Here is a 16,619-nt window from a genome sequence, read left to right as displayed (position 1 = left end):
GCCGCCTCGGGATCGACGAGGTGATCGCACAGGTGCTGCCCGAGGAGAAGGCGGCGGCGGTGAAGCGGCTCAAGGAGGAGGGACGCACCGTCGCGATGGCGGGCGACGGCGTCAACGACGCCCCCGCCTTGGCCCAGGCCGACGTCGGCATCGCGATGGGGACGGGCACCGACGTGGCCATAGAGAGCGCGGACATAACGCTCGTGAAGGGCGACCTCCGCGGCATCGTGCGCGCGAGCCGCCTGAGCCGCCTCACCATGCGAAACATCAAGCAGAACCTGTTCTTCGCGTTCATCTACAACGTGCTCGGGGTTCCGATCGCGGCCGGCGCGCTCTATCCCACGTTCGGGGTCTTGCTTTCCCCGATCGTTGCGGCCGCCGCCATGAGCCTGAGCTCGGTCACCGTCGTCGTGAACGCGCTTCGGCTCGGCCGCGCGAAGGTGTGACCGTGGCGTCGGCAGCCCACTTCTGGTATCGTCGCAGGCTTGAATGCCGAGCCCCATCGGCAACCAGCCAGCGGACTTGGCGCGTCGGGTCGAGCGAGGAGGCTTCATGCCGGTTTCAAACGACGAGCTAAAAGGGCTTTACTACTACATGAACTTGGTCCGGCAGGTGGACGAGCGCTGCCGCCGGCTCTTCAAGCAGGGCCGTTTCCACGGCACCTACTTCAGCGCGGTGGGCCAGGAAGCCACCGTCGTCGGTCCCTGCTTTGGCCTCCGCCCTGAGGACGTGATCGGAATCCAGCACCGCGAGATCGGCGCTGTGATCACGAAGGGGATGCCGATCAAGTACTTGATGGCCCAGCTCTTCGCGCGGAAGGACAGCCCCGACCGCGGGAAGTCGCACCCCTGCCATTACGGCTGGAAGCCCATGGGGATCATCACGCCGGCCTCCACGATCGCCGCCCAGACCGTCATCGCCACGGGCTGCGCGCTCGCTTGGAAGATCCAGAAGAAGGACAACGTGGCGGTCGCCTTCGCGGGCGAGGGCGCGACGTCGAACGGCGTCTGGCACGAGGCCCTGAACTTCGCGGGAATCCACAAGCTGAACTGCGTCTTCGTGGTGCAGGACAACCTCTGGGCCGAGTCGGTGCCGAAACGCCTGGGCGTTCCGCTCGAGAACGTCTCCGAGCGCGCGAAGGCCTACGGCTTTCCCGGCGTCACGATCGACGGGAACGACCTCGTTCTGGCGTACGAGACGTCTCAGGAAGCGGTCCGCCGCGCGCGGCGCGGCGAGGGCCCGACGCTGATCGAGATGAAGACGTACCGCTGGTACGGCCACTCGGAGATCGATCCCGCGACCTACCGGACGACGGAGGAGCTCGAGTACTGGAAGAAGCGCGACCCGGTTCCGAGGTACGAGAAGCTCCTGATGGAGCGCGGCGTGATCGACGAGGCGTACAAGCAGACGACGCTCCAGCGCATCGAGAAGGAGATCGAGGAAGCGATCGAGTTCGCGGAGAAGAGCCCGCACCCCGATCCCAGCGAGATTCTGGAGGACGTCTACGCCCCGCTCAGCTAGGCGGATCGGCAAGACCCCGCGCGAGACGCGCGTGGAGATGGTCCAGCTCGTTCTTCCGAATGACGCGAACACGCTCGGAAACGTGCTGGGCGGGATGGTGCTGCACTGGGCGGACCTGGCGGCCGCGGTCGTGGCGCACCGGCATTGCCGGTCGGAGGCCGTGACCGCGTCAATGGACGAGGTCTCGTTCCTGGCGCCGATCAAGGTGGGTCAGGTGGCCGCCTTCTCGGCGCGGATGACCTACGCCGGCCGGACGTCGATGGAGATCCGCGTGGACGTCGAGAGCGAGGACCTCGGGACGGGACGGAAGCGCAAGACCAGCACCGCGTACATGACGTTCGTCGCGATCGACAAGAAGGGGCGGCCGAGGGCGGTGCCCCCACTGATCCTAGAGACGCAGGAAGAGCGGCGCGAGGCCCGGGCCGCGCAGGTACGCCGGGCCGAGCGACTGAAGCACCGGAGCGAGACACCTTGACTGGAGAGAACGCATCGATGAAGACCATGGACCGAGCCCAAGGGCCCGCGGCCGCGTCGGCCGACGTCAAGACCATGACGTTGATCGAAGCCATCACGCAGGGCCTCGCCGAGGAGATGGAGCGGGACGAGCGCATTTTCCTGATCGGCGAGGACATCGGCAGTTACGGCGGCGTATTCAAGGCGACGAGGGGCCTCTACGAGCGCTTCGGCCCGATGCGCGTCATCGACAGCCCGATCTCGGAGAATTTCCTCGTGCAGGGGATGATCGGAGCTGCGATCGCCGGGCTGATCCCCTCCCCCGAGATCCAATTCGACGATTTCATCTCGCTCGCCGTGGACGGGATCGTGGAGCACGCTGCCAAGATGCGCTACCGCTCGGGGGGGATGTTCACCTGCCCGATGGTCATCCGGTGCTGCTACGGCGGCGCGGTGGGCGGCGGCATCTACCATTCCCAGTCGAACGCCTCCTGGTTCATGCACGCGCCGGGCCTCGTCGTCGTGACACCGTCGACGCCGCACGACGCGAAGGGGCTCTTGAAGTCGGCCTTCCGCGGCCAGAACCCGGTTCTCTACTACGAGCACAAACGCCTCTACCGCACGGTCAAGGGCCCGGTCCCGCAGCACGACTACACGGTCCCGCTCGGGAAGGCGGCGGTCGCGCGCGAGGGAAGGCACGTCACGGTCGTCTCCTACGCCCTCATGCTTAAGCGCACGCTCGAGGCGGCGGAGATGCTCGCGGCCGAGGGGATCGAGGTCGAGGCGATCGACCTTCGCACGCTCGTGCCGTATGACAAGGAAACCATCCTCCGCTCGGTCGAGAAGACCGCGCGCGCGGTGGTCGTATACGAGAGCTCGAGGACGATGGGCGTCGGCGCGGAGATCAGCGCGATGATCGCGGAAGAGGGGTTCGGCTTCCTGGACGCGCCTGTCCGCCGCGTGTCGCCGCCCGACGCGCCCCAGGAGCCGTTCGCGCCGGTCTTGGCCGAGAACTATCTGCCCGATGCCAAACGGATCGCCCAGGCGATCCGCGAGACGGTGGCCTACTAGCCGGCCCGCGGGCCGGAGTCGGAGGAAGGGATGCCCGTCACCATCGTAGTGCCTCAACTCGGCGAGAGCGTGGTCGAGGGCACGATCGGAAAGTGGCTGAAGAAGCTCGGCGATCCGATCGCCAAGGACGAGCCGATCGTCGAGATCATCACCGACAAGATCAACATCGAGCTCCCCGCGCCGTCTCCCGGCACCCTCGGCCAGATCCTGGTTCCCGAAGGCGCCGTGGCGCAGGTCGGTGATCCGCTCGGGGTGATCCTCGCGGCCGGCGAAACGCTGCCCTCGGGCGGCGCGGCCCAGCCGTCCGCCGCCGGGGCGAAACAGCCCGCCAGCGCAGCCGCATCCGGCTCCGGTGGCGCGGGCACGATGGGCTCCGCCACCGCGACCGCCCCGTCGACGGACGGGATGCACCTTTCGCCCGCGGTTCGAAAGCTTGCCAAGGAGCACAACCTCGACGTGTCGCAGATCCGCGGATCCGGAATGGGCGGGCGCGTCACGCGCGAGGACGTCCTCGCCTCCGTGGGGGCCGGGGTAGTCGCGGCCGCCGCGGGGGCTCGCACGATGGCGCCGTCCGCGGCGGGAGCCGGGACGATGACCGCGCCCGCGCCGGCGGCAGCGCCGAAGCCGCTCGCGCCGATTCCGACTCCCTCCTTCACCGCGCCGGGCAGCCGCGAGGTCGAGGTCAAGCCGCTCACGAACGTGCGGAAGAAGATCGCCGAGAACATGCTCCGCTCGAGGCACAACGCCGCCCACTGCTCCACGTGGGACGAGGCCGATATGACGGCGCTGGTCGAGCTTCGGGGCCGGCTCAAGGAGAAGGTAAAGGCTCAGTACGGCCTGAACCTCACCTACATGCCGTTCATCATCCGGGCCGTCACGCGCGCACTCAGGGAGTACCCGATCGTCAACGCCTCGATGACCGACACCGAGGTCCACTACAAGAAGTACTACTCGATCGGCATCGCGGTGCATCGCGACCAGGGGTTGATCGTACCGGTCGTGCACGACGCCGATCGGAAGACGATCGTCCAGCTCGCGGCCGAGATCGAGGATCTCGGGAAGCGCGCCCGAGCCGAGAAGCTCACGCTGGACGACATTCAGGGCGGCACGTTCACGATCACGAACGCCGGCATGTTCGGCGCGACCGCCTCGACCCCGATCATCAACTATCCCGAGTCCGCGATTCTCGGGGTGCACTTGATCCAGGAACGCCCGGTGGTCCGCGATCACCGGATCGTCGTCCGGTGGATGATGACCTTGGTCGTCTCCTTCGATCATCGACTGGTCGACGGGACGCCGGCCGTGATGTTCCTCCACCGCGTGAAGGAGCTGCTCGAGGACCCGGAGAGCTGGCTCTTAGACTCGATTTGATGCCTGCCCCGATTCCGGTCTACGACCTGGGCCGCGTCCCCTACCGCGAGGCCCTCGCCTTCCAGCGCCGCGCGGTCGAGATGCGCTCGCGCGACGAAGCGCCGGACGTCCTCTATATCGTCGAGCACGATCCCGTCGTGACCGTTGGCCGCTCCGGCCATCCGGAGAACCTCCGCGCCGGCCAGGACGAGCTTCGCCGCCGAGGCGTCGATCTCGTGTCGGTTGAGCGCGGTGGCGACGTGACCTACCACGGACCGGGCCAGATCGTCGGATACCCGATCGTCTCCCTGGCGGGCCTCCCGGGCGGGAGGGATCTCCACCGATACCTCCGCGACCTCGAGCAGGCACTGATCGATTGCTTGGGCGCGTTCGGGCTTCCGGCGGCTCGGAACCCGTCGTACACCGGCGTCTGGGTCGGGGAGAAGAAGGTGGCCGCGATCGGGGTCGCCGTACGCCACTGGGTGGCGTTTCATGGGTTCGCGCTCAACGTGGATCCCGACCTGAGCCACTTCGATCTGATCCATCCGTGCGGCATCCGCCACCTGGGTGTCGCCTCGATGGCCTCGCTCCTCGGCCACGCGCCTCCGCGCGAAGCGGTCCTCGCCCAGCTCGCCCGGGCGTTCTCCCGGGTCTGGGATCGCCCGGTCGATTCCCCGGCACCGCTCCCGATGCTCGCGAGCGCTCCCCTGGCTCCCCTGACCTCGCATGTCTAAGGCGACCCGCGTGGAGCGTGATTCGCTGGGTCCCCTCGAAGTTCCCGCCGACGCCTACTACGGCGTCCAGACGGCCCGCGCCGTCGCCAACTTCCCGATCAGCGGCGAGCGGCTCCACGTCGAGATGGTCCGGGCCGTCGCCCGGATCAAGATCGCGGCCGCGCGCGCGAACGCGGAGGTCAAGGAGCTCGACCCGAAGAAGGCCGACGCCATCGTGGCGGCGGCCGAGGAGGTCATGGCAGGCAAGCTCGACGACCAGTTCGTGGTCGACGCCTATCAGGCAGGAGCGGGCACTTCGTTTCACATGAACGTCAACGAGGTGATCGCGAACCGGGCCTGCGAGCTCTTGGGCGGGAAGCGCGGCGACTACTCGTTGGTCCACCCGAACGACCACGTCAACATGGCCCAGTCAACCAACGACGTGATCCCGACGGCCATGCGCCTGGCCGCGCACGTGCTCGCGGGACCGCTGCTCGAGGAGATGGACGCGTTGACCCGATCCCTCGACGCGAAATCCGGCGCCTTCGCCCACGTATTGAAATCCGGCCGCACCCACCTCCAAGATGCCGTACCGATCACGCTCGGCCAGGAATTCTCCGGCTACGGGGAATGCGTCCGAGGCTGGCGGGGATCGCTGGAGCGGAGCCGCGAGGGCCTTCTCGCGGTCGGCCTGGGCGGGAACGCGGCCGGGACCGGGATCAACGCGCACGCCAAGTACCGCGAGCGCGTCGTGGCCCATCTTGCGAGAGTTACCGGCATCCCGGTCCGCTCCGCGCCGAATATGTTCGAAGCGATGCAGAGCATGGCCCCGTTCATCCGCGTCTCGAACGACCTTCGGGGCTTCGCCCTTGATCTCACGCGCATCGCGAACGACCTACGGCTCCTCGCGAGCGGCCCGACGACCGGCTTCAATGAGATCAACCTGCCGGCGGTTCAGCCCGGCTCCTCGATCATGCCGGGAAAGGTGAACCCGGTGATCTTGGAAATGGCCAACATGGTCGGGTACCAGGTGCTGGGCTACGACACCGCGGTGGCCTACGCGTCGCAGGCGGGGCAGCTCGAGCTGAACGTCATGATGCCGGTCATCGCCCACAACCTTCTTCGCTCGCTCGCCCTTCTCACGCCGACGCTTCGCGTGCTCCGGACTTCCTGCATCGACGGGATCACGGCGAACGAGGATGTCTGCCGCGGCTACTTCGAGCGATCCATCGCGGTCGCGACCGCGCTCAACCCCTACATCGGGTACGCCAAGGCTGCCGAGGTGGCCAAGGAGGCCGCGAAGTCGAGATCGTGCGCGAGAAGAAGCTTCTCCCCGAGGACCAGATCGCGAAGGTTTTCTCCCCCCAGGCGATGACGAACCCCGCGGGACGGTAGCGAGCCCCCGTCGGACGGTAGCGAGCCCCCGCGCCTAGATGCTCAGGCCAAGGCCGGCCTTGACCGCGAAGTACATCGTGCTCTGCTGATCCGTCGCGACCGTGTGACCCTGGCCGTATAGGTTCATTCGAACCCTCGGACCGACCGGCACGGAGACGCCGCCGCCGATGTTGGCGCCGAACTTGGTATCGCTCCCGTTCGAGGTCCCGCCCGCGTCGAACTTGATCTCGCTCGTGACGTTGTAGAGCCCGCCGCCAGCCTGCACGAAGAGCGTTGGGCCGAGCGGCGTGCCGAGATTGATGCGGAGCGCGGGGTTGATGCGGAACACCTTCGCGGACATCTGCCCGTCACCCAAGAGAGCGCTTTGGAAGTCCGCCGATCCGAGATGCTCCAGCGCCACGTCGACGCCCCAGCTCAACATCGGAGCCAAGCTCCGATAGTAACCGCCTCCGATCGCCGCGCTCCCACGTAAGGTTCCGCTGGGATTGTAGGAGCCGTAGTTCTCGTCCTTTGAGAATCCCCCGTTCACCTCCACCACGCCCTGAGCGCTCGCGCCCGCTGCGGGAGCGATCGCCGCGACCAGGAGCATGGTGAGAAGAGCCAAGCATGCCGACTTCATCGCAATTCCTCCGATCATCAGGAAACGGGAGCAGCGCCTCGCGGCGCCACCCCCACCGATTCCACTCAGATGCTGAAGCCGAGACCGGCTTTGACCGCGAAGTAGTTCGTGCTCGTTCCGTCGGTCGCGACGGTGTGGTACTGGCCAAGCAGGCTCATCCGGGTCTTCGGGGCGATCGGGAAGCCCACGCCGGCGCCCACGTTGGCGCCGAACTTCGTATCGCTCCCGTTCACGCTCCCGCCCGAGTCAAACTTGACCTCGCCCTTGACGTTGTAGAGTCCGCCGGCCACCTGCATGAAGATCGAGGGGCCGACCGGCGCGCCAAGGTTGATGCGGAGCGCGGGGTTGATCCGGAACGCCTTCGCGGACACCTGGCCGCTTCCGAAGAGCGGGTCGTTGAAGTCCGAGGACCCGAGGTTGTCCATCCCCACCTCGATGCCCCAGTTCAGCATCGGCGCGAGGCTCCGGTAGTAACCGGCGCCGAACGCCACGCCGCCGCCGAGCGTTCCGTCGGAGACGTAGGAGCCGCTGTTCGCGTCCTTCGAGTATCCGGCGTTTACTTCCAGCGTGCCCAGCACGGCGGCGTTCGCGGCGGGAGTCACCGCCACGACGAGGATCGCCGTGAGGAGAATGAAGCCCCAGTGGTTCCGATTCATGGCGAGGTCCTCCTGGTTAATGAATCGGGGCGGCGCCGTGAGGCGCCACCCCGTTCGTGGTTCCGCTGTTCGTCCTGGATTACAGACCGAATCCGACGCCAGCCTTGAACTCGATGTAGTTCGTGCTCGTACCATCGGTCGAGATGGAGTGATACTGACCGAGGAAATTCATGTTCGTCTTCGGGCCGACCGGGAATCCGACGCCGGCGCCGAGATTGAAGCCGAACTTCGACTGCGTGGCGCTAACCTCAGCTCCACCGCTCGGCTGATCCTTGAGCGACATGTGGTACAGACCCGCACCACCCTGCGCGAAGAAGCTCGGGCCCGTCTTCGAGCCGAAGTTCGCGCGCAACGCCGGGTTGATACGGATGATGTTCGACTTCAGCGTCCCGGTCGTCGGACCAGGAAGCGTGTAGTCCAAGGAGCCGAGGTTGTCCCACGACGCCTCAGCACCCCACTGCACGGTCGGGGACGCATTGCGCCAGTAACCGGCGCCAAACGCGATTCCGCCGCCCATGGACTCGTTATTCCCCGTGACGTCCGTCGAGGACTTGGCATAGCCGGCGTTGATCTCCATCGAGCCGGCCGTGTTGGCGCTCGCAGCCGAAGCAAACGCAGCCACGCAGAACACCGTCACGAGAACCAAGGTCAGATGAATCCGCTTCATAGTGCTTCCCCCTCCGTTATAGGTCTACTGACTGACATCCGCCCGATCCCTGGTGCCCGTGGCACGGCATCCTTGCCGAATGGGCACCCACCCGTGCTTCCGAACTATGATCGGCATCGGGGCTAGGAAACTTGAGATGATCGTGGAGTGTTTGTGGCTGGACCTAAGCGGCAGTAATTGCAGCCGTTACGCTTCGGGAATCTCGACCTCGGACCTGGGAACGCTGGCCTCCTCCACATCCTTGAAGAAGACCCAGTAGAGGATCGATGCGGCCACGTAGAGGCCCGCCGCGATCAGGAGCGGCTCCGTATAGCCCTTCCGCTCGATCAGCGCGCCGCCGATGTCCGCGCTCAAGCTCCACGCGAGGAACCAGGCGAGGGAGAGGAGGCTGTTCGTGACGGCGTGGTCGCGCTCCGACACCACTTCCATCGCGAAGTGGGAAGCCAGGGGCTGGTTCATGTTCATGAGGCCGCTCCGGAGAAAGAAGGCGGCGGCCACCAACGGGAAATTGCCCGAGAGCGCGAGCACCACCATGAACGGGACCGAGGCGAGCTGCGTCGCGACCACGCCCCCGACGAGGCCGATCCGCCGCGATACCGCCGGCCCGAAGAGATTCCCGACGACCATGAATCCCTGCATGACCGCGAAGAGTGCCCCGATCTCCCCCTCCGAGAGGCCGAATCGGTCTCGGAAGTAGAGGTTCATGAACGGAATGATGAGCCCGGCGCCCAGGCCGACCAGCGCGGCCGGGAGGAGGAGCCTCAGGTGGAGGCCCCAGTCGATCTCGAGGAAATCCCTGATCTGCATGAGGGCGGTCGGGGGCAGCCGCGTCCCGCTCCCGGCGGGCTCGGTCATCGCGAAGAACGGCACGCTGGAGAGGAGCGTCAGGACGCACCCCACGTAGAGCGTCGCGCGAAGGGCGGCCTGCTCTTCCCCGAGGAACGCGTGGAAGAAACGCGGCAGGGCGCCGCCCACGATCGAGCCGACGATCGCGGAGGCGAACAGCACGCCGAAGGCGGCGCTGAACAGGAAGGGGCGGGCGCTCGACCCGGTCTCCCTCATGATGACGGGGGCGATCGAGAGTCGGAAGACGGTGATTACCATGCCCGTCACGAAGGATAGGAGGAGGAGGAGCTCCGGAGCTCGGAACGTGGCCTGGAGCGTGTAGCCGAGCGCCGTCAGCGCTCCCGCGAGCACGAGGAGCGCGCGGGCCGGAGCGCGCCGGAAGAGGAACGCGGCGGGGAGGGCCGCCACGGCCGCGCCGATCGAGACCTTGGAGAGGATCTGGCCGATGCCGGAATCGGTGTACCCGAGCGATCGGAGGTAGAGGTTGAAGATGAGCGTGAACATCGACTGGCCGAGCCCGAAGAGGAAGACCCCGACAAGGTAGAGCTTGGGGTTTCGGCCAGAGCCGCGAACCTGCGTCCAATACTCCGAGAGCACCCGCCCGACGCCGCGGACCACCGGCTAGAACTTCCCCCGGCTCCGCTCCTTCGCGGGCAGGATTTCGAGGCAGGTGGTCCACCAGCCGGTACGGATCGTTTCCGTGAACTCGGCAGGTAGCCCTTCCTCCTCCATCTCGCGCGCCAGGGCGTCGTGGTCGTAGGGGACCGCGACCAGCTCGGCGACGTGGCCCCCCGCCGGCAGGAGTGCATACCACGCCGCGGTGCGCCCATCGTTCGCCGGACGCCCCACCGCGCCGACGTTCACGAAGCGCGATCCGTCCGGGAGCGTCCGCTGCCAGTGGATTCCCGTGTGCGTGCAGAGGACCTGATCGGCCCCCGCGTCCCGGGCCAGCCGCGACAGGAACGCGTCCGACGAGGCCGACTCCCAGAGGAACTCGTTTGTCCGCCGCGGCGATCCGTGGCAGAGAAGATACCGTCGTCCCTCCCGCCGGAATCGGATTGCCGTGGGGAGCTTCCCGAGCCACTCGCGCTCAGCATCGGTCGTGCGCCGGTTGGTGTAGTCGTAGGAGAGCTGCGCGAAGCGGTTGTCGGAAGGATGGGTGTACCCGCACCCGCACTCGGCCATGCGCGCCGCCAGCGCCAGATCGTAGTTCCCCGCGACCGTGATGACCTCGAACTCCTCGAGGAGCGGAAAAACCTTCCCAGGATTCGGTCCGAAGCCGCCGAGGTCCCCTAAGCAGAAGATGCGCTGGGCGCCGCGGCGGCGGGCGTCCTCGAGCACGGCGCGAAGGGCCAGGTGGTTGCTGTAGGGACCACCCAGAAACGCGAGCGCGCCCTCGAGGTCGGGACCGTTCAGGGTGAGCTCCGCGGCCGCGATCACGAGTCCTCCCTCGCGCGCCTTCCTAGTTCCGGCAGGACGCCCCGGTCGCCCAGCAGGTGTGGCACGAGCCGTGCGCGAGCGGGAACGGCCGCATCGTATCGCGGAGGGTGGCGCCCATCCGCGCGCCCGGCGAGTCGATCAGAATCGGGCAGACGTAGACTCCGCGGCTCGTGACCATCCGGCTGGTCGAGCATTGGAGGTTCCAGGGATCGAAGCCCCGCATGTGCTCCTCGGTGAGCCGCTCGGCCGGGGCGTAGCCGTGGGTGCGCTCTGCCTCGCGACCGATGCGGAAGAGCGGCAGGATCTTCAGCCGGGGCCTCCCGAGCCCGAGATCGGTGAGAAAGCCATGGAACCGCTCGCGGAGTCGGCCGTCCTCGCCGTCGCTCCACGTCTGAGTCGCGGTGATGATCGGGTGGAATCCCGCACGCGCAAGCTCGCGCAGCCCGAGCAAGGCCGCCTCGAAGGAGCCCTCACCGCGGATCGGATCGTTGGTCTCGGGCGTGAGCCCGTCCAGGCTCACCCGCGCCTCGAGCGAGTAGCGGCTACCCGCGCTCAGCCGCGCGAGATCGTCCGCGCGGACCTTCGTGATCAGGGTCGCGTTCGTGAGGACGGTGGCGGGCGCGATCCGGAGCGTGTCCTCCAGAATCTCTGGAAGCTCGCGGTTCAAGAACGGTTCTCCGCCGGTGAAGTAGAAGTCCTTCACGCCGAGCGACTCGGCCTCGTCGAGGTACGGCCGCACCTCGGCGCGGGTCATGATCTCGTGGGCGTGGTGGGTCGGGCTGCAGGAGATGAAGCAGTGGTTGCAGCTCAGATTGCAGAGCGTCCCCGCGACCTGGAACCAGACGGTGTCGAGGGAGAGGAACGGGACCTTGGGCGCCGTGGCGACGCGGAGGGGAATGGCCACCGCCTGCGGCACGCCGATGCCGCCTAGCGCTCGAGCGTGCCGGGAAGCGTCTCGATGAACCAGTGGATCCCGCTCTGGATCGCCTGGCGCTGCGCGCGGAACCACTCGTAGTGCTGGTGCTCGTCCCGCGCGAGCTCCAAGTAAGCGCTCTTGGCTTCCTCGTCGGGAGCCGACCCCGCCAGCTCCTTGTACTTGGCGACCGCCTCCAGCTCCTGCTCCATCGCGATCCCCAGGACCTCGACGGCGTTGGCGTTGGACGTGGGCACCGGCGCGTGCTCGTGGGGCAGCTTGCTCACCTCGAAGCGGAAGCGCTTCCCGGTCAGGGCCCGCCACCGCTCTTCCAAGATCTCGCGATGGCGAACTTCCTCCTGCGCCAGGTGGCGGAATTGTTCCCTGCCCGACGGCTCGTCGATGACCTCGACCATTTTCAGGTAATAGTCGTGGGCAGACTGCTCGTCGTAGATCGCGTCTTCGATGATCTCGAGGACCTTGCTCTGGGCCGGCGCCATGGTCATTTCAAGGTATCACGGCCCGCCGGCGCCCGGCAAGGCTCGGGGCTCTCGCGCGGGCGCCGTAAGCCGGCCGGTCCCTGTGATATGCTGCCGTGCCATTTCGATCTCGTGCTCGACACCGAGGCTTCCGAATCGTGATTTGGGACGTGCTCATCGTCGGCGCCGGCCCCGCAGGTCTTTCCGCCGCGCTCTTCACCCGCATGCGCCGGATGTCGACGCTGCTCCTCGATACCGCCGTCGCGGGCGGCCAGCTCGCCTCCCTCTACCCGAAGAAACCGGTCCACGACTATCCCTCCTACGCCTACGTGATGGGCGAGGATTTGGGTAAGAACTTCATCGACCAGGCGAATCACATGGACGCCCGCATTCAGGAGGGCGAGCACGTGACGATGATCGCACGCGACGATGAGGCCAATCTCATCCGCGTCACCTCCACGAAGGGGGCCTACGAGGCGCGAAGCGTCATCGTCGCGACCGGGGGAGGTGCGTTCGAGCCGCGGAAGATCGGAAAGCCGGGCGAGGCCGAGCTCCGGGGCAAGGGCGTCTTCTACGGCATGCCCGACGTCGAGGAGAGCCGCGGGAAGCACGTGCTGGTGATCGGCGGCGGGGACAGCGCGCTGGAATCCGCCCTATCGATCAAGGAGACCGCCGACGTCACCTTGATTCACATGCTCGACAAGTGGCAGGGGATGGACAGCTACGTCGAGGAGGTGCGCGAGTCGAAGATCCGGGCGCTGCTCGAGACCGAGACCGTCGAAATCAAGGGCGACGGCAAAGTCCAATCGGTGATCATCAAGGACCGAAAGAGCGGGGCGACCCAGGAGGTCCAGATCGATGTCGTCTCGATCAACATCGGCTACCTAATGGACACGAAGATCGTCCGCCAGTGGGGGCTGGACCTCACCGGGAATCAGATCAAGGTCGACAACGTGATGAACACGAACATCAAGGGCGTCTTCTGCTGCGGCGACATCGCGACCTACCCCGGCAAGTACAAGCTCCTGATCACCGCGTGCAGCGAGGGCGCGGCGGCCGCCAATACCGCGTACATCTACGTGAAGCAGCCCAAGAAATTCACCGTGGGCGAGCTCTACGCCGCGCCGAAGGAGGAGGGAGACACCCAGCCGAAGGCGGCCGAGGAGTAGCGCGGCCGCGGAGCGCAAGTGGGCCCAGTGAGCCCCGCGGCGCGCCGCTCGGGCCTACACGCCCCCGATCGTGAGCTCCTTGAAGCGGATGGTGGGGGCCGCGAAGGTGGTGCGGAACTCGAGGTCCCGCCCCACGGCGTCGATTCCCAGGAGCATGTCGCCGAGCTTGCCGGCGACGGTGATGCCCTCCACCGGTCGGACGAGCTTTCCGCCCTCGATCCAGTGTCCTTCGACCTGCTGCGAGTACTCGCCCGCCGCGATGTCGAAGCCAAACCCGGCCGTTCCGGTGACGTAGAGCCCCCGGGGCACTTCCTGGATCATCGCGTCCGGCTTGGACGACCCGCTGTCGATGTAGAAGTTCGTGGGGCCGACCGTCGGGAGCGAATCGTATCCGCGGGCGGCGTTCCCGGTCGGCTGGACGTTGTGGCGCCGCGCGGTCGAGACGGTGTGGAGAAAGCGCGCGAGGACCCCGTTCTCCACGACCACCGTCTTTCGCGTCTGCGATCCCTCACCGTCGAACGGACGGGACCCGAGGCCGCGGCGCTGGATGCCGTCGTCCACGATGGTGACGAGGGGCGAGGCGATCTGCTGGCCCTTCCGGCCGGCGAGGAACGACCGCTGCTCGATCACGTTCAATCCGTTGAATGCGCCGAAGAGACCTCCCACGAAGGCGCCCGCCGCCTCGGCCTCGAAGATGACCGGTACCTTGGTCGACGGGACCGGCTTGGCTCCCAGCCTCGCGAGCGCGCGCTCGGCCGCCTTTCGCCCGATCCGCTCGGGCGTATTCAGGTCCAGGAAGATCCGCTTCCGATCGGAGTACGTCCCCTCGCGCTTCTGGTCGCCGTCCGTCGCCACGGCCGTGCAGGTGAGCCAGGAGGTGGTGGACCGGAATACCTGGTACGGGATGAAGGTATTCGAGAAATGAACCTCGCCGATCGCGTAGCCCGCACGCGTGTCGAGCGTGGTCTGGATCTTCTGATCCCGCGCCACCGCGTTGTCCTCCATGGAGCGGGCGAGCGGGATGAGCTGCTCGGGCCGCATCGCCGCGATGGCATCGTCGAAGATCTCGAGGTTTCCCTGCGGCGGGAACGCCTGGTCGGGAAGCTTGTTCTCGTCGCGCGGCGTCGCCTGGTCGGCGAGCGCGATGGTGCGCAGGACAAGCTCGTCGATGACGTTGCGCCTCAGGTCGGTCGTGTAGAGGAACCCCATCTTCCGGTCGCGCAGCACGCGGAGGCCGAGGCCGGTGATCGCCGACTGCTGGATCAGCTCGACCTCCCGCTCGCGGACGCGCGCCTCGGCGAGCGTGATGAACTCGAAGTAGGTCTCCGCTTCGGCGGCCCCGGAACGTTCCGCCAGGGTCCGCACCCGCTCGAGCGTCTCCTGGATGGTGGTGGAAGTCTGGACCGCCATGGCTAGATCGCCGTCCCCCCGACCGTGATCGAGGAGAAGCGCACGGTCGGCTGGCCGACGCCGACCGGCACCATCTGGCCGTCCTTGCCGCAAGTACCGCGCGTCTGCTCGACGACGAGGTCGTTCCCGATGCCCTCGATCTTGCCCATGGTCTCCAGGGAATTTCCGATCAGGATGGCGCCGCGAACGGGCTTCGTGATCTGCCCGTTCTCGATCAGGTGTCCCAGGCGGACCGCGAAGTTGAAGTTCCCGCTCGTGGTGTCGACCGAGCCGCCTCCCATCTCCGCCGCGTAGAACCCCTTCGTGATCCCGTTCAGGAGCGACGCCGGGTCGCTGACGCCGCGGTCGATGTAGGTGTTGGTCATGCGCGGGATCGGCCACTGGCGGTAGGTCATCCGGCGGCCGTTCCCGGTCGAGCGCATCGAGAGGAGGCCCGCGCTCTGCCGGTCGAGGAGGTACGACTGGAGAACGCCACCGTCGATCAGGGCGGTCCGTTGTCCCGGCGTCCCCTCGTCGTCCACCGTGTAGGAGCCGCGGCCGTTGGCCCACCGCGCGTCGTCGATGACGCGGAGGAGCGGCGACGCGATCTTGGTGCCGATCCGGCCGCTCAGGAACGAGGTGCCGCGGCTGATCCCGTCCCCTTCCGAGGCGTGGCCGAACGATTCGTGGATCAGGACGCCGCCCCATCCCGGCCCGATGACGACCGGCATCGCGCCGGCCGGAGCCGGGTCCGCGGTCAAGAGCGTGATCGCCTGTCGGGCCGCCTCGCGTGCGACCGCCTCCGGATCGCGGCGCGGGAAGTAGTCCTGGTCGACCCGACCGCCGAGCGAGGAGAAGCCGCTCCGGCGCTCCGAGCCCTGCGCCGCGGTCGGCACGCACACGATCGAGACGAGATACTGCCGGTCGATCACGTACGCGCCGTCCGAGGTGCCGATCAGGATGTCGCGGACCTCGTCGACGTAGTCGATCCGAACCGAGACGATCCGGGGGTCGGCGCCCCGGGCCGCGGCGTCCATGCGGCGGAGCAGGTCGAACTTCATCGGCTCCCCCATCAGCGGCGCGGGGGCCACGAGCGTGAAGGCAGGCGGAATCCTGCGCGGCGTCACGTCGAGCGGCCGGACCGGGCTCTGATTCTGCACGATGCTCGAAGCGACCCGGGCCGCGTCGAGCAGGCTGGAGTAGGCGATGTCGTCGGAGAAAGCGTAGCCGGTCTGGTGGCGGCGGAAGACGCGCACCCCGGCGCCGCGCGGGTACCCGTACGTGACCGAGTCGATTTTCCCGTCGTCGAGAACGATCGAAGTGCGGAAGCGCTGCTCCGCGAAGAGATCGGCGAAATCGCCGCCGCGGGCCAGCGCCTCGATGAGGATCCGATTGACGGTCTCGAGGTTCAGGACATCGCGAAGCTCCTGGCCGATCCCCATGAGCGCCGCCTCGGCCACGCCGGCCCCCTTGAGCCACGGAATGGCGCCGGCGCTCCCGGCCAGGATCGCCGTCGAGAGGAGCGCGCCGTTTCGAATGAAGTCCCGCCGCGAGATCGGGCTCTCAAGAGACATGGCCTGGGAGCGTGGCAGAATCGGCTGCGGGTTGCAAGAGTGCGGTGTCAATGCTAGGGTTACGGTCGATCATGGAGCGGATCCGGAACAAGATATTCTCGGTCGAGGAAGCGAACGGCCTGATTCCGACACTGGAAAAGGCCCTGGCCGAGCTGAGCGTCCTGGGCCGCGAGATCACGACCCTCCGCAGAGAGCTCGAGGTCCTCTCGGCCATCGAGAGCGCCGGCGCGAGCGGATCGAACCCGGACGTGCGCGCCCTCCGTGAGAAGGAGCACGCGTACTCGGCGCGGCTAGAGCGCTTTCGCCAGTCGCTCACGGCGGTATCCCACCACGGTTGCGTCATTCGCGATCTCGAGCTGGGCCT

Annotated in this window: 16 protein-coding genes and 2 pseudogenes (1 of these 18 only partly in view); 9 read left to right on the top strand and 9 right to left on the bottom strand. The window is 67.2% G+C overall.

Annotated elements, in window-relative coordinates; all coding sequences use genetic code 11:
* From E6K79_03725 to E6K79_03695, 7 genes and pseudogenes are all read left to right on the top strand, one after another.
* Window positions 1–446: pseudogene (locus tag E6K79_03725) on the top strand (heavy metal translocating P-type ATPase); it begins 1,911 nt to the left of the window's first position.
* Between the two features lie 43 nt (window positions 447–489).
* Window positions 490–1,521: a thiamine pyrophosphate-dependent dehydrogenase E1 component subunit alpha gene (locus E6K79_03720; protein TMQ65981.1), complete on the top strand. Its 1,032-nt coding sequence runs from the start codon at window positions 490–492 to the stop codon at window positions 1,519–1,521.
* A 37-nt stretch (window positions 1,522–1,558) separates the two neighbouring features.
* A complete protein-coding gene (locus E6K79_03715) occupies window positions 1,559–1,996 on the top strand; it encodes an acyl-CoA thioesterase (protein ID TMQ65980.1) in 438 nt (145 codons plus the stop codon).
* 26 nt (window positions 1,997–2,022) lie between these two features.
* Window positions 2,023–3,045, top strand: a complete 1,023-nt coding sequence (locus E6K79_03710; protein TMQ66087.1) for an alpha-ketoacid dehydrogenase subunit beta — start codon at window positions 2,023–2,025, stop codon at window positions 3,043–3,045.
* 30 nt (window positions 3,046–3,075) lie between these two features.
* Window positions 3,076–4,416: a 2-oxo acid dehydrogenase subunit E2 gene (locus E6K79_03705; protein ID TMQ65979.1), complete on the top strand. Its 1,341-nt coding sequence runs from the start codon at window positions 3,076–3,078 to the stop codon at window positions 4,414–4,416.
* A complete protein-coding gene (gene lipB / locus E6K79_03700; protein ID TMQ65978.1) occupies window positions 4,416–5,129 on the top strand; it encodes a lipoyl(octanoyl) transferase LipB in 714 nt (237 codons plus the stop codon). The genes E6K79_03705 and lipB overlap by 1 nt, the downstream gene beginning before the upstream one ends.
* Window positions 5,122–6,503 (top strand): annotated as a pseudogene (locus E6K79_03695) (aspartate ammonia-lyase). Before lipB ends, E6K79_03695 begins: the two are co-directional and overlap by 8 nt.
* A gap of 34 nt (window positions 6,504–6,537) precedes the next feature.
* Here the strand turns inward: E6K79_03695 and E6K79_03690 are convergent.
* From E6K79_03690 to E6K79_03660, 7 genes are all read right to left on the bottom strand, one after another.
* Window positions 6,538–7,140, bottom strand: a complete 603-nt coding sequence (locus E6K79_03690; GenBank protein TMQ65977.1) for a hypothetical protein — start codon at window positions 7,138–7,140, stop codon at window positions 6,538–6,540.
* Between the two features lie 47 nt (window positions 7,141–7,187).
* The gene (locus E6K79_03685) at window positions 7,188–7,913 is read right to left on the bottom strand and encodes a porin family protein (protein ID TMQ65976.1); all 726 of its coding nucleotides are present in this window, start codon (window positions 7,911–7,913) and stop codon (window positions 7,188–7,190) included.
* Window positions 7,858–8,445, bottom strand: a complete 588-nt coding sequence (locus E6K79_03680) for a porin family protein (GenBank protein TMQ65975.1) — start codon at window positions 8,443–8,445, stop codon at window positions 7,858–7,860. Before E6K79_03680 ends, E6K79_03685 begins: the two co-directional genes overlap by 56 nt.
* 186 nt (window positions 8,446–8,631) lie before the next feature.
* Entirely contained in the window at window positions 8,632–9,909 is a 1,278-nt protein-coding gene (locus tag E6K79_03675; protein TMQ65974.1) for an MFS transporter, read from the bottom strand.
* 3 nt (window positions 9,910–9,912) lie between these two features.
* Window positions 9,913–10,707 carry a metallophosphoesterase family protein gene (locus tag E6K79_03670; GenBank protein ID TMQ66086.1) on the bottom strand — a complete coding sequence of 265 codons (795 nt, stop codon included), beginning with the start codon at window positions 10,705–10,707 and terminating at the stop codon, window positions 9,913–9,915.
* Window positions 10,708–10,753: 46 nt separating this feature from the next.
* A complete protein-coding gene (locus E6K79_03665; GenBank protein TMQ65973.1) occupies window positions 10,754–11,740 on the bottom strand; it encodes a radical SAM protein in 987 nt (328 codons plus the stop codon).
* Complete coding sequence (locus E6K79_03660; protein ID TMQ65972.1) at window positions 11,659–12,150, bottom strand: hypothetical protein; 492 nt, start codon at window positions 12,148–12,150, stop codon at window positions 11,659–11,661. Before E6K79_03660 ends, E6K79_03665 begins: the two co-directional genes overlap by 82 nt.
* An 89-nt stretch (window positions 12,151–12,239) precedes the next feature.
* Between E6K79_03660 and E6K79_03655 the strand changes: the two genes are divergently transcribed.
* Window positions 12,240–13,292, top strand: coding sequence for an NAD(P)/FAD-dependent oxidoreductase (locus E6K79_03655; GenBank protein ID TMQ65971.1), 1,053 nt, complete (start codon window positions 12,240–12,242; stop codon window positions 13,290–13,292).
* A gap of 54 nt (window positions 13,293–13,346) precedes the next feature.
* Here E6K79_03655 and E6K79_03650 read toward each other — a convergent pair whose 3' ends face one another.
* Entirely contained in the window at window positions 13,347–14,702 is a 1,356-nt protein-coding gene (locus tag E6K79_03650; protein TMQ65970.1) for a TldD/PmbA family protein, read from the bottom strand.
* Between the two features lie 2 nt (window positions 14,703–14,704).
* A complete protein-coding gene (locus tag E6K79_03645; GenBank protein TMQ65969.1) occupies window positions 14,705–16,255 on the bottom strand; it encodes a TldD/PmbA family protein in 1,551 nt (516 codons plus the stop codon).
* A gap of 50 nt (window positions 16,256–16,305) precedes the next feature.
* On the opposite strand from E6K79_03645, the gene E6K79_03640 reads away from it, so the two are divergent.
* On the top strand, window positions 16,306–16,619 hold a 314-nt coding region (locus E6K79_03640; GenBank protein ID TMQ66085.1), incomplete at its 3' end, for a DUF2203 family protein.

This window comes from Candidatus Eisenbacteria bacterium (assembly GCA_005893305.1).
Taxonomy (GTDB): domain Bacteria; phylum Eisenbacteria; class RBG-16-71-46; order SZUA-252; family SZUA-252; genus WS-9.
The sequence above is the reverse complement of the archived record's forward strand: the minus strand, read 5'-3'. Positions and strand labels throughout refer to the sequence as shown.